This window comes from Candidatus Magnetobacterium casense (assembly GCF_019173545.1).
Lineage (GTDB): Bacteria > Nitrospirota > Thermodesulfovibrionia > Thermodesulfovibrionales > Magnetobacteriaceae > Magnetobacterium > Magnetobacterium cryptolimnobacter.
In genome coordinates this window covers 1-12970 of record NZ_JABXWD010000061.1, presented here as the reverse complement: position 1 = coordinate 12970, position 12970 = coordinate 1, and the positions used below count along the sequence as shown (strand labels likewise).

Sequence of the window (12970 nt, the reverse complement as noted above, 5' to 3'; positions counted from 1 at the left end):
GTTTTTTCAGGCATGATATTTGAGTGTGAAATAATGGGGTCAAGGGGACTGGTCCCCTTGCAGGGGGTTCTGAAGGGGGGCGGAGCCGCCCCTTTCTTTCTTGTATGCGGGCAATTTTGATACCCGAAAAAACTCGAATCCGATCAGTATATATATATAACATCACAGGATTTTTTTAAGCAAGTAAACGTTTGTATTTTATGCCACTTATATAGCGTTGTGTGCTTGGGCCTCGCGCAATGCTGATAGGGCGGTTTCGAAATCGAATCCCCGTATTGCGTCATCGATCTTGCGGTAGTGCTGAGGAAATACCGCATTAAGCATGTCCGCATTTGTATCCAGCACATCTCCGGCCTCGGCATTGTCATCGGCCAGCAGGGAGTCAAGTTGCGCACAAACCGTCTTAAGCTTTTCGGGGTCAATCTGACTCTGCACGCTTAGAGTAGGATCGGGCGGTAGCGCATGTTCCAACGCCGCTATTACTGCCTTAAGCTTGCCCTCGACAACCGTAAGTTGTTGAGCAACAGCTTGGTGCTCCTGCTTTTCTTTAAGCATGGCCTCGAGTCTCTCTGCTTCTGACTGCACTTCCAACGCCCCGATGTTGCCCGCAACACCCTTGGTAGTGTGTGCAATACGCTCGGCGGTTTTCCAATCATATGCGGCCAATGCCTCACGGACTTGGACCGGCATATTTTTTTGGCCTGCAACGAATTTTTTCAACATCGACAGGTACAGTGAACGCTTGCCCAGCACCCGTCGCAACCCGGAGTCCATGTCCAGTCCTGGCACGTTTGCCGGCAAATCGGGATTATCTGAATGCTTGACCTCCTGTGTTGTTGCAAGCGAGATTCCGAGACCCTCACGTGGCTTGACCCATTTCAGTAACACTTTCCACAGATCCTCAGGTTCAATAGGCTTGGCAATATGATCGTTCATGCCTGCTGCCATGCATGTGTCCTTGTCAATCTGCATGGCGTTAGCCGTCATCGCCACAATGGACAAATCCCTCAGTCGCTCGATCTTGCGGATCTCTACGGTTGCACTTACTCCGTTCATAACCGGCATCTGCATGTCCATCAGCACGATGTCGTAGTCTATGATCTGCACCATGCCCACTGCAATCTGTCCATTGTCCGCAACGTCAACGACGAACCCTGCATCCTTGAGTAATTCCGTAGCAACTTCCTGGTTTAGCTCGTTGTCTTCCACAAGAAGTATGCGCGCACCCTTGATCGTTGCCAAGTTCTCCATGGTCAGTGAAACACCCTCCAGGGCTGATTCGCGCCGCTCGGTCTGCTTGTCACCCATAACGAGCGCAAGACTGTCAAACAGAGTGGAGGCGTTGAGCGGCTTGATTATAAAGTCTGAAATTCCCACTTGCTCGGCCACTTTAATGATATCCTCCCGGCCATATGCAGTCACCATTATCAGATGTGGCTGCTTCTGCAACGGGGCATTGCGTATGCGCTGGGCTACCTCGATACCGTCCATTACCGGCATCTGCCAGTCAATCATGACCAGTTCGAAGGGAGTCCCCCGGAGATCGGCTGTGGTAATTGAATCGAGTGCCTGACGACCATTTCTCGCCTCTTGTGCAACAAGACACATGTCTTCCAGGAGAGTACACAGCACCAGGCGTGCGTTGTCGTTGTCGTCCACGACCAGCACACGCTTACCGTGCAGGTCCGTGCTCAGTACTCGCGCACGTGAGTGTACGGTAGCCTTGCCAAGGCGGGCTGTAAACCAGAACTTGGAACCTTTGCCGTACTCACTTTCGACGCCCACCTCCCCGCCCATTAATTCGGCAAGCTTCTTGGAAATGGCAAGGCCCAGGCCGGTGCCACCATACCTGCGAGTGGTGGAGGTATCAGCCTGCTGGAAGCTCTGAAACAACCTGACCCGCTGCTCTTCTGTAAGCCCAATGCCGGTGTCTTTGACAGAGAAATACAACAAGACGTCTTTGTCAGTCTCCTGGAGCTTGAGTACCTGGACGTCAATCTCGCCATCTTCCGTGAACTTGACTGCGTTGTTGACGTAGTTGATCAGGATTTGCCCCAGCCGCAGTGGGTCTCCGATCAAGTTGTAAGGAATGCCACGCTCTACGTCAAAAACAAGTTCCAAGCCTTTGGCTGTCGTTTTCTCCACAATAAAATTTGCAACGTTCTCCAGGAGCTTGTCCAGTTGCAGTTCAATGTGCTCCACAGTAAGCTTGCCTGCTTCTATCTTGGAGAAATCAAGGATATCATTGATGATGCCAAGGAGGTGTTGGCCCGAACCATGTATCTTCTTGATAAAGTCCCGCTGGCGTGGGGTCAGATCAGTCTTTAGTACCAGATGCGACATGCCTATAATGGCGTTCATTGGAGTGCGGATTTCGTGACTCATGTTAGCGAGGAAGTCCGATTTGGCTTTCGTGGCATCCTCGGCAACTTCCTTGGCCTGCATCATTTGCTCGTTTATCACCTGCATTTCGCTAAATAGTTCATCACGTGACTTCTCTGTCAAGACCTGCCGTAGTTGACTGATTTGTTCGGTGGTGAGTGAGTGGTTGGTTAGCTTACAACTGAACTGTAATGCCGGAGCACCTGAGTCGTCCGTTGTCTCTTGGGCAACCCCAATCCTCGACGGACAGTAAGGATGTGTCGATGGCCTAGAGGGAACAAAGAGGATGACAAGTCGTGCGGCGTTGTCATTGTCCAATCTGAGATGAACAATCAGTGGCGGGTGTTTGAGCAGAGCGACCGTGCAATCTGAAAGCCATGCCGCTGTGAGCGTACTCTCTAACGTTGATGTGACACTCAGCATGGCATTGACCAACTTGCGCCTGAACCCGATGCAGGAGCGCTCACTTCTAAGTGTTATGGACCCCAGGTTTTCTAACGCAGGCATTTGACTACCACGCAGGAGGCATCGTCCGTCATTTTGCCGGCCTGCAGTATTAACTCCTTAGCTATTTGCCCTGCGGACAGTGTTGAGCCGCGGACGAGGACGTTTGTCCTGGCGCTCTCCGATACGCCATCGGAAGCTATCACGACCAGGTCGCCGGGTGTCAGTCCAACTGTTTGAGCAAGAATACCCGGCAGTCTTTCACCGACAATGCCATCACGTGACACCCCTCTCCATGACCGTCCTCCAATCACTCGAATATGGACATTGCCAATGCCGGCAAAAGCAAGCCGGTGGCTGACGCAATCGAAAAAGGCCAATCCTACAGCCGCACCGCGTGTACCGGTTGCCATTGCATGCAACAACCGCAGCAGATGCTCTATATCGACCGATGTTGCCGTTATCACAGCCTGTCCAAACTTCTGTGCCAGAAGATGGGCCTCAGGTCCATGTCCTGAGACGTCGATGATGCCAAACAGCAGCCCTGCATCCACCGGGCACAGTATGGTCATGTCGCCGCTGACGGTTTCACGCGGATGCGGGCGCACTTCCTGAGCATACTCGATCTTCATTACACCGGTGGTTTTGCTGTGCGATTGCCGGCCGGATGCGCCTGATCGCCCGGAGACGCTACCGTCATTGAGCCATTTACAGGTAACAACCCTGGTTCCTTTCCCCACCACGGTTTCGATCTTCATCGTTGACATAATGCGAGAAACCGCCGGAAGTCCAAGTCCAAGCGTGCCGGCACTGCTGTATCCGTCCTGCATAGCTCGTTGTACATCACGGATACCGGCTCCGTTGTCTTGCGCTATTATCTGGATGGCGTCGTGGCCGCTATCAAAAATACGGGCGAGTGATATTGTACCCTTGCCGGCAAATTTCAAAATGTTTGTGCCCAGTTCGGAAACAACCGTAGATATAAGTACCTGGTCTTCGGTACCAATATCCTTCATAAATGGCAGTGTCCTGGTCATAGCAACTGCCACGTGCAGGCCGGCCATGCTGTTGAGGTTAAAGCTGGCGAAGGTAGACTCATTGTTGTCGTCCATATCAGCAGCCTTCCCCGAGTTGGTGAAGGGCTTCGTCCAAGTCAAAAAAGTAGTTGATGCCTTCCGTTTCTGCCTGGACTTCGGTGAGATAGACAACGATGCCGGCCTTGAGACTTACAATTGCTACTTCGGCACCAAGTAAGCGGACTGAGGCAAGAAATGCTCGTGCGCGCTGGAAATCCAGCAGGTTGAGAACGTCTACTGCGGAGAAGTCGAGCACCACCGCCTTTATTTTGGTTTTTGCGGTTAGTTCGAGCACCACCTTGCACATGGTTTCAAAACCCTCCTTGTCCAAATCCGGTTGCATTGTTACGACTATGACGCCCTTAGTCTTGGTTATTGCAACCGTGGAGTATAGGTCAGTAGACATGGACAAACTGTTCAGGCACCCTACGACTTCCCTTTGTGCTCATCAGATTGGAGGTTTTTTTTGCCGACAAGCGATTCACCGACCATCGTTAGTGCCGTCTCAAAGGCGTCCCGCAGCGTGGCTGTGGTTCGGATAGACTCGACATTCACTCCAAGTTCCACAATCGTGCGCGCAATGGCCGGAGAGAGGCCGGAAATTATGGCTTCACATCCCATAAGTCTGGTTGCCTTGGTGATCTTTATCAATTGATTAGCCACCGCAGTGTCTACGGTGGCCACTCCGCTGATGTCCAGAACGAATACCTTTGCGCGCATATCGGAAATCATACTGAGCGACTTGTTCATTATGTCCGAGGTGCGCATCGAATCGAGGACGCCAACAAGGGGAAGCAGCAGAATGCCCTCCCAGATTGGCGTTACGGGGGTGGACATTTCGGCCACGGCGCGGTCCAGTTCGTTTCGGACCTTTTCGGCCTCTTGTGCTTCTAAGAGGGCACGTTCGAGCTCTTCGCCCTGCCTGACGTTTGCGGTAATGTCATAAGCGAACTTGACGACCTTTACGGGCCTCCCCTTTGGATCGAATATCGGAGAGTAGGTTGCCTGCAGCCAAATCGACTCCCCTGTCTTGGTGAAACGCTCAAACCGGCCGCTGTTGAACTTGCCCTGTGCAAGGGCAGTCCAGAATTGAGTGTACTCTTGAGAATCGGCATATTCCTTGCTAACGAATATCCGATGGTGCTTACCTTCTATTTCGTGGCTGTCGTATCCCATGCTCTCTAGGAATATGTCGTTAGCCCGAAGAATCGTGCCGTTGGTGGTAAACTCAATGACAGCCATGGACTTTTCAATAGCGGCAATCTTGCCTGAATCGTTGGCACTTGTGAGCTTCTGGTCGGTGATATCGGTGGCGAGTTTAATAACCTTGAGTGTCTTGCCGTCGGCACCGAGTACCGGGTTATAGGTTGCCTGCAACCAGACCTCGCGTCCGCCCTTGGCCAGACGCATGTATTCAGCCGCGCTATACTGACCACCCTTGAGCTTTGCCCAGAATTCAACGTATTCAGGTGATACCGCAAAACCGGGTTCAACGAATATCCTGTGATGCTTGCCGCGGATCTCGTCAATGGTGTAGCCCATACATTGAAGAAACATGTCGTTGGCATCTATGATTTCACCGTCAACCGTAAATTCAATGATAGCGTTGGAACGGTCGATGGCACTGATGAGTGCCTTCGCCTCGTTTAGGTCACCCTTGTATTGCATTTTGTCCTCCCTACTATTGCCTTATTCTCAAATATAGTATAACATCACAGGATTTTTTACAGCAAGAAAGTTTTGTATCTCCTTCTTGAGTCTCTTATTTTTTTTTATTCAAATTTTGTAATAGGATGTCGAGATTTTTCTGTGCCTCGGGATGGGCCGGGTTCAATCTGATAGCTGTTTTGTATTCCCTGATTGCCTCATCTGCATTGCCCCTGACGGAGTATAGTACGCCAAGGTTGTTGTGAGTGTTGGCGTGGTCTGGGTTGAGCTTCAAGGTTTGCTGATACTGCCTGAGTGCCTCGTCAAGACGACCCTGCTTGTGGTAGATCACGCCGAGATTATAATACGCCTCCGTAAAGGAAGGCTTAAGCCTGATGGCAGTCTGGTACTCTCTGGTGGCGTCGTCAAAGCGCCCCTGGTCGTGATAAAAGTCGCCGAGATTCTTATGGGCATCCGGAAAATCGGGATTTATCTTCAGGGCTGCCTGATACAGCCTGATTGCCTCATCGAGGTTGCCCTGCTTTTCGTACACGTTTCCCAGGTTGAGGTATGCGTCAAGGTCGTCAGGATTGAGCTTTAGAGCGATTTCGTACTGCCTGATGGCGTCGTCAATGCGTCCCTGGTCGTAGTAATCGGCCCCGAGGTTGTTGTGCGGACGAACCTTGCCAGGGCTTTTGCGGACGATATCCTCCCAGAGTGTTACGCTGCTTTGCCAGGTGTTGTTTCTGGCGTATGTCGCCGCTGACAGCGCCAATGCAATCAAGGCCGCCACGGGGATTATGAGCTTCCGTTGCCTCCCTTGCAGTTTGTTTGCCAACACGGACAACAGGACAAGGATAAATCCCACCGATGGCAGATACACCCTGTGCTCAAAGATGACATCCGCTATGGGGATTATGCTGGATTCTACCGACAGGGCAACAAAAAACCAGAGTATCCCAAAGGAGGCAAACCTCAGCCAGTGCCTGCCCTCTCTGTCAGTCCTGTTTGACAGCAGATACAGATACACCCCAATCCCCGCAATGGATACCAGAAACAAGAACGACAGAATTACCTCTGCCCTGAACAGGGTAGTGTAGACAGGGTAATCATAATCGAGGTTTTGGTGTATGGGTAACAGCAGCAGCCTGACATAGGTCGTTATCACCCTGAACTGTGTAAAGAGGTAGTCCCACCGTGATATGTCCTGGGCACTTGCCAGTTGCATCGACTCCTGCACCTTGTCTGCGTCAAGCACGGAGCCGCCGGGCTGTATCAGAGAGACGGGGATGATGATCATTGTCAGGAGAAACGGCAACAATAGGGAGGCTCTTTTTTTGGGGCTACCCTCAAGGAACATAAATTCATATGCGGCTATCATAACGGGTAGGGTAATGGCTATCTCCTTTGTCTTCATGGCGCACACTGCACAGATAAGGGCAACACCGTAGAGGGTATACATGTGGTTTGCCTTAGCGGCAAGCCGTGCTCTTATGTAGAACACGACGGAGAGCAGGTAGAAGAACGTTGCCAGCGATGCAAACCGCTGAATAATGTATGTAACGGCCTGTGTCTGGATCGGATGGGCGACAAACAATATCCCGCCCATGAGCGCCAGGAGGCCAACCGGACAATCCCGTGGATAATCACCGGCAGGGGTGTTTCGTGCAAAGAACGGGGTCCGGGTGGTGAGCGCTATCAGGTAATACACGCAGAGGGCGTTAATGAGGTGAATGAGGAGATTGAATGCGTGATAGCCTATGGTGTTGAGGCCGTGCAGTTTGTAGTTTAGCGCAAACGTGAAGTATCCCATCCACCTTGAATAGAAGAAGTCCTTGACGTTATAGATCACGGGGATGTCCCTCACCATGGATTTATCCGTAAAATAGCGGAGGTCTTTGATCAGTGGGTTTTCGGATATGTTGGGGATGTCGTCAAAGATAAACGGGCTTGTCAGGGTGTTTGAGTAGACCGCGATGCCGATGAGCAAGATTAGGGCAATATGCACGATTGGTTTGTGCAAGGGGCGGGTGGTTGTTCTTGTCACCTGTTGGTGCGGGGTGATTTTCTTTTCTTGCTTTTTCTTCATTGAAGTAAGAATGTTTCAGGTTTATTATCACCTAAGCTGAACGATTTCTTATGGATTACAATATTTCTCAATCCCATAATGCTTTTCCACGTATCCTCTAAAAAAAGCGTGGTAAAAGGTTTCACAGGAAGGGGTCAAGGGGACTGGTCCCCTTGCAGGGGGGTCTGAGGGGGGGCAGAGCCGCCCCCTTCTTTCTTTTGCTACCATGAAATATAAAGAGGATACTTTTCCACTCTCTCAATGATCTAATAACTCCTTATTGTCGTAGGCATGTACTGCTTCCTTTAAGATAATAGGTTCCAGCTCCTTTCTAATGCCTCCCTTTGTTACAACGTCAACCTTTCCTCTCATTTTCCTTTCAAGAAAAGACATCAATCCCATATAGTTATCAAAAGTCAGGTATTCTTGCTTTAACTCAACCAGGATATCAATATCGCTTCTTTTACGCTGCTCGTCCCGTACATACGAACCAAACACCGCAATGTCAATAACACCAAACTTGTTGACAAGCGTATCTTTATGTGCTGTCAATATGCCAACAACTTCCTGTAAGTTTGAAGGTTTTCTTCTTAACACGATAGCCACATCATACCACGTCTAAATCTATCATTGTCAAGAGAATTTTTACCAGCCGGCAATTCTAAGGCTGGGCGGAGTCACCCTCCTTTTTTTTATCACTTGCCGATGCAGAAGTTGCTGAATATCTTGTTGAGGATGTCGTTGGGTGTGACGATGCCTGTGATTTCGCCGATATGGTTTAGGGCGTTTCTGAGTTCCAGGGCTGTTATCTCAATGGGGGTGGCGTTTCTGAGGCAGTGTATGGCTTGGATTAGTGCGGCGATGGTGTTATCTATGGCCGTCTTGTGTCTGAGGTTGGTGATAAGTACGCCCTCCCTTGAGTCAATACCGGACTTCATCGTCAGGTTAAAGATGGCCTGTTTTAGTTCGTTGATCCCTTGACCGGTCTTTGCCGATAACGTTATGAGTGGTATGGCCGGTAAGTTGGCACGTTCAAAGGCGTCTCTGACGAGTTGGGCCGATAACAGGATTGGCTTGTCGGCCTTGTTTACGATTGCGATAACCATCTTTGCCGTAACCATGCCGATGACGGAGATATCCTCGTCGCTGAGAACGTCCTCCGTACCATCAAGCATCACCAGCACCAGGTCGGCGACCTCAATGGCCCTGATACTCCTGTCCACCCCTTCGCACTCAGCCGGGTCCTCCGGGGCGGGACGTATGCCGGCCGTGTCGATGATCCGCACGGGGATGCCTTCGACGTTGATGTACTCTTCGATGGTGTCCCGCGTGGTGCCGGGGGAGGCGGTGACTATTGCCCTGTCACGTTGTACAAGGGCATTTAGCAACGAAGACTTCCCGACGTTGGGTCTGCCGGCAATGGCAACCGATAGCCCCTCGCGCAGGAGTCGTCCCCGGTCATAGGTGCCGGAGAGTTCGGTGAGTTCGTCTCTGAGGTCATGCACCTGCTCTAGTATTTCCTGGTGCGTTGAGAGTTCTATGTCCTCCTCCGGGAAGTCTATGTATGCCTCAACGTGTGCACAGACCTCCGTAAGCCTCTCCGATATGTCGGTCAATCGCTGCGACAGTCCTCCACTGAGCTGCTGCATGGCAACGGCGGCGCTCTCCTGAGTCCTGGCCGTTATGACGTCACACACGGCCTCGGCCTGAGCCAGGTCTATCCTGCCGTTTAGAAATGCTCGCAGTGTAAATTCCCCCGGATTGGCCAACCGTGCCCCGCACCTGAGCACCGCATCGAGCACCCTCCTCATGGGGATCAGACCACCGTGACAGTTTATCTCAACCACGTCTTGCCTCGTGTAACTGTTGGGGGCACGCATGAGCGTCAAGAGCACCTCGTCAAGAACGTCCTGACCATCCACGATGTGGCCATATGTTACCGTGTGTGAGGGCAGAGATGAGACCGTTTTGGCAACGGTGTTGGAATCTTTACCGGCTTTACTACTGATGCTGCCTAAGACAAAGAGGGTATCGGCTATTGCTATTGCCCCGCCTGTCCCGCCTGTCCCATTGCCACTGAGCCTGATGATACCGATACCCCCATGCCCTGGAGGCGTCGATATGGCCACTATGGTGTCATCCACCTGTGCTTGTGTTTCTACGCACCTTGTTTGCGGCAGTACGAAAGGCGGACATATCCAGGGCAGCCAGGGTCAGGTTTTCCGTGTTTTTTTCGATTGACTCGTCGGTGATCCTGCCACAGGGCAACACGGCCGTGCGTACTATCTTTAGCGCCCAGGCATAGGGCATGATCTCATCGTCGGCGGTTTGGGGATCGAGGCTCGCACGGATGGCCTTTATCATGGAGGTGGCAAGACGCCAGTGTTCAAAGATGTCTGCGCTGACTTCGAGGTTATTGACACCAATGAACTTGTGCTCCACCTCATATATTGCCTCCTCATCCTGCAGGTGGCTTATCTTCCGCTGGAAGTCATCCTTTTTGCCCGATGCTATGAGTTCGGTGGCGATGACGATCTTTCCGACTTCGTTGATAAAGGCCGCCGGAACCAGTATGTCCAGTTTGTTCTTGTCTACATTATAGTACCAGTTATACATCAGGGCGCTTTGCAGTTGTGAGGAATTAATAAAGGCAGCAGGCGTTACGCCATAAGGAGAGAGGTTTATCTTTACGGAGTTTCTGACGGCACTTGCCAGAGCGAACCCAAATACCACGGTCATCCCAAAGATGGCCACGGCGTGTTCGACGGTCTTGATGCTGCCTGAAAAGCCATAGGACGGCGAATTTGCAAGCCTCAACAGGTTTGCCGTAAGCATGGGGTCACATTCTACGACGTTGGCAAGCTCCTTTAAGCCCGAATTTGGGTCCTGACATATCTGCTGTATCTTGATGATAGTCTCCGGAAGCGGGGGGAGCGACCTCACCTTATACGCTATCGATTGTATGTGTTCATCCATAATATTTATTCTTCCTTATATTCTTTGTAGATTTCTCTGATACTGGCGATGTTTTTTACAAAAACGTCAACGAGGTAGGGTTCAAAGTGTTTGCCCTTTTCGGAGATCAACAGTTCGACAGCTCCTTCAATGCTCCAGGGGTCTCTGTATGGTCTCTTTGATGTCAGTGCGTCAAAGACATCTGCAATGGCGACTATTCTGCCGTATATGGAGATGTTGTGTCCCTTTAGTCTGTTGGGATAGCCGGCGCCGTCCCATCTTTCGTGGTGGTCCCTGGCGATGATGGCAGCGGTTTGAAGTATGTCGTTGTCCTCATCGTTTAATATATCGTAGCCGAGTGTTGTGTGTGTCTTTACAATTTCAAACTCCTCAATAGTGATCTGTTGGGGTTTTTTTAGGATGTTGTCGGGGATACCTATATTGCCGACATCGTGCAGGGGGGAGGCGAGTTTGATAATTTCGATGTCGTCCTTTTCGATGCCATAGGCTTCGGCCAGCGTCTTTGCATACAGGGAGACCCTGGTGGTATGTTTGGTGGTGTTGAGGTCCTTGAACTCGACGGTGGTTGAGAGTTTACTGATAAGCTTCGTGTTTGTGTCTTTGAGCTTGTTGTACAGGAATACGTTTGCAAGTGTGGTGCCTACATACTGGGACAACAAAAGCAGCAGTTCGGCATCGAGGTTTGTAAAGAGGCCTTTTTTCTTATTGATGGCCTCAATGACCCCTATGACGTTGTCATTTTTGTCAAAGAGTGGTACTGCGAGAATGGTGTTGGTGACATAGGAGAGCTTTTTGTCCGTAGCGCTTGAGAATCTGAAGTCTTTATAGGCATCCGTGACGATTTGTATCTCCCTGGTGTTTGCGGCATAGCCTGCGACGCCGAGATTGACCGCCAGGCGGATTTCCTCCACCCCGTGGGAGAACATCGTCCATAGCTCATTGCGCTTGTCATCGTGTATGAAGATCGAACACCGCTCGGCATCCACAATGTCCCTCGAAAAGTCGCCAAATTTCTCGAGCAGCCTCCCAAGGTTATTTTCTCTTGATATCTCACTGCCAAGCCTCAACAGCAGGTCTAACTTGTCACTATAATCCATATCTATGTCTGTATCCATTTGTTATTGCAAGCCCATACAGTAAAGAATCGCCTCCAACAGCTTGGTCATATCTATTGGCTTTATGAGGTTGATACAACGACTGCTGGTGTGTTCGTCATCGTTAAAGGCTGTTGTTATTATAATTGGCTGTGCGTCATCTATCTCCAGGATTTGCCTTATCATTTCGTTGCCATCCATCACCGGCATATTTATATCCGTTATGACCACATCCGGTTTACTGTCTCTGTAGATGTCAAACCCTTCTTTCCCGTTAGATGCCACGGACACATGACCAAAACGCCTCTTGAGAAATTTACCGAGGTTAGCCCTAAGGACATCGTCATCCTCAACGTAGAGGACAGTTAACTCCCTTAGTACACTTTCATTTATACGCGCATCTGACATGTTTACATCTCTATCCTGAACAGACAACCATCCGCTGTATTTGTCGCCGTTATCGTCCCGTGCATGTTGTTCTCTATTATCACCCTGGCGATATACAGCCCAAGGCCGGTACCTCTGCTCTTGTCTTTGGTTGTAAAGTATGGGTCAAATATCCTTCCTATTATATTATTGTCTATTCCGCCACCGTTATCCGTTAAGGTCAGGATCACTTTCCCGGTCTGCGGCTGTCTATATGATACTATCTTTACGACTGCATTTGCAACCTGCCGCCTTTCAAAAACATCCCTTATATTTGTCAGGATATTCAGGAACACCTGCGAAAACTCATTGACGTAGCCATCCATATTGATCCTGTTGTCAATATCAACCTCGACAGCCACCTTTCTGCTTCTGAAATAGTCCGTCATCACCGACAAGACCCTGTGTACCGTCTCTGAGAGGTTAAATCGTGTTTTTTCATTATTTCCGGCGTAGAAGACCTTGAATTCGTCTATGGTGTTTGACAGATACAGCAGTTCCTTCATTATGGCCTTTGAGGAGTTTTCGATGTAGGCGGCATCGAGAGCCTTAAACCTGTAGGCATCCTCTATGTCCTGCACCATCAGGCCTATCGAACACAGGGGTTGTCTCCACTGGTGGGCAATGTTAAACAGCAGCTCGCCCATGGCGATGTGGCGCGACTGTTCATACATGATCTGGTCATTGCGCCTGTTTTTTTCCACTTCATCTTGTATTATCTTGTGGAGTTCTGCATTCAGGGTCATCAATTCGTCCTTGTAACGCCTCTGCAATGTGACGTCTTTGAGGGTAAACAAAAAGAACTCTATCTCATTGGTGTCATCGAGGATAGGCACCAGGCCCAGGTCCCAGTAGGT

At 50.4% G+C, this 12970-nt stretch carries 11 protein-coding genes; all 11 read right to left on the bottom strand.

Annotated features, from left to right (window positions below):
* Nucleotides 1-207: 207 nt before the first annotated feature.
* Complete coding sequence (locus tag HWQ67_RS05145; protein ID WP_218251579.1) at nt 208-2889, bottom strand: hybrid sensor histidine kinase/response regulator; 2682 nt, start codon at nt 2887-2889, stop codon at nt 208-210.
* Nucleotides 2877-3938: a SpoIIE family protein phosphatase gene (locus HWQ67_RS05140; RefSeq protein WP_218251578.1), complete on the bottom strand. Its 1062-nt coding sequence runs from the start codon at nt 3936-3938 to the stop codon at nt 2877-2879. Before HWQ67_RS05140 ends, HWQ67_RS05145 begins: the two co-directional genes overlap by 13 nt.
* 1 nt (nt 3939) lies before the next feature.
* The gene (locus HWQ67_RS05135; protein WP_218251577.1) at nt 3940-4308 is read right to left on the bottom strand and encodes a hypothetical protein; all 369 of its coding nucleotides are present in this window, start codon (nt 4306-4308) and stop codon (nt 3940-3942) included.
* 20 nt (nt 4309-4328) lie between these two features.
* Nucleotides 4329-5570 (bottom strand): PAS domain S-box protein, encoded by a 1242-nt coding sequence (locus tag HWQ67_RS05130; RefSeq protein WP_218251576.1) that lies wholly within the window; start codon nt 5568-5570, stop codon nt 4329-4331.
* 94 nt (nt 5571-5664) lie between these two features.
* Nucleotides 5665-7638 carry a tetratricopeptide repeat protein gene (locus HWQ67_RS05125; RefSeq protein WP_218251575.1) on the bottom strand — a complete coding sequence of 658 codons (1974 nt, stop codon included), beginning with the start codon at nt 7636-7638 and terminating at the stop codon, nt 5665-5667.
* A 237-nt stretch (nt 7639-7875) separates the two neighbouring features.
* Nucleotides 7876-8214, bottom strand: a complete 339-nt coding sequence (locus HWQ67_RS05120) for a nucleotidyltransferase family protein (protein WP_218251574.1) — start codon at nt 8212-8214, stop codon at nt 7876-7878.
* 98 nt (nt 8215-8312) lie between these two features.
* Nucleotides 8313-9761: a tRNA uridine-5-carboxymethylaminomethyl(34) synthesis GTPase MnmE gene (gene mnmE, locus HWQ67_RS05115; protein ID WP_218251573.1), complete on the bottom strand. Its 1449-nt coding sequence runs from the start codon at nt 9759-9761 to the stop codon at nt 8313-8315.
* Nucleotides 9754-10593 carry an HDOD domain-containing protein gene (locus HWQ67_RS05110; RefSeq protein ID WP_218251572.1) on the bottom strand — a complete coding sequence of 280 codons (840 nt, stop codon included), beginning with the start codon at nt 10591-10593 and terminating at the stop codon, nt 9754-9756. The genes mnmE and HWQ67_RS05110 overlap by 8 nt, the downstream gene beginning before the upstream one ends.
* 5 nt (nt 10594-10598) lie before the next feature.
* A complete protein-coding gene (locus HWQ67_RS05105; protein WP_218251571.1) occupies nt 10599-11708 on the bottom strand; it encodes an HD domain-containing phosphohydrolase in 1110 nt (369 codons plus the stop codon).
* Nucleotides 11709-11711: 3 nt separating this feature from the next.
* A complete protein-coding gene (locus tag HWQ67_RS05100; protein ID WP_218251570.1) occupies nt 11712-12095 on the bottom strand; it encodes a response regulator in 384 nt (127 codons plus the stop codon).
* Nucleotides 12096-12097: 2 nt separating this feature from the next.
* The coding region (locus HWQ67_RS05095; protein WP_218251569.1) for a sensor histidine kinase at nt 12098-12970 on the bottom strand (873 nt) is incomplete at its 5' end.

Coding starts and splice junctions, on each gene's coding strand:
- HWQ67_RS05100 (WP_218251570.1), bottom strand. CDS start 12,095: ATGTCAGATGCGCGTATAAATGAAAGTGTACTAAGGGAGTTAACTGTC.
- HWQ67_RS05135 (WP_218251577.1), bottom strand. CDS start 4,308: ATGTCTACTGACCTATACTCCACGGTTGCAATAACCAAGACTAAGGGC.
- HWQ67_RS05105 (WP_218251571.1), bottom strand. CDS start 11,708: ATGGATACAGACATAGATATGGATTATAGTGACAAGTTAGACCTGCTG.
- HWQ67_RS05130 (WP_218251576.1), bottom strand. CDS start 5,570: ATGCAATACAAGGGTGACCTAAACGAGGCGAAGGCACTCATCAGTGCC.
- HWQ67_RS05125 (WP_218251575.1), bottom strand. CDS start 7,638: ATGAAGAAAAAGCAAGAAAAGAAAATCACCCCGCACCAACAGGTGACA.
- HWQ67_RS05145 (WP_218251579.1), bottom strand. CDS start 2,889: ATGCCTGCGTTAGAAAACCTGGGGTCCATAACACTTAGAAGTGAGCGC.
- HWQ67_RS05110 (WP_218251572.1), bottom strand. CDS start 10,593: ATGGATGAACACATACAATCGATAGCGTATAAGGTGAGGTCGCTCCCC.
- HWQ67_RS05140 (WP_218251578.1), bottom strand. CDS start 3,938: ATGGACGACAACAATGAGTCTACCTTCGCCAGCTTTAACCTCAACAGC.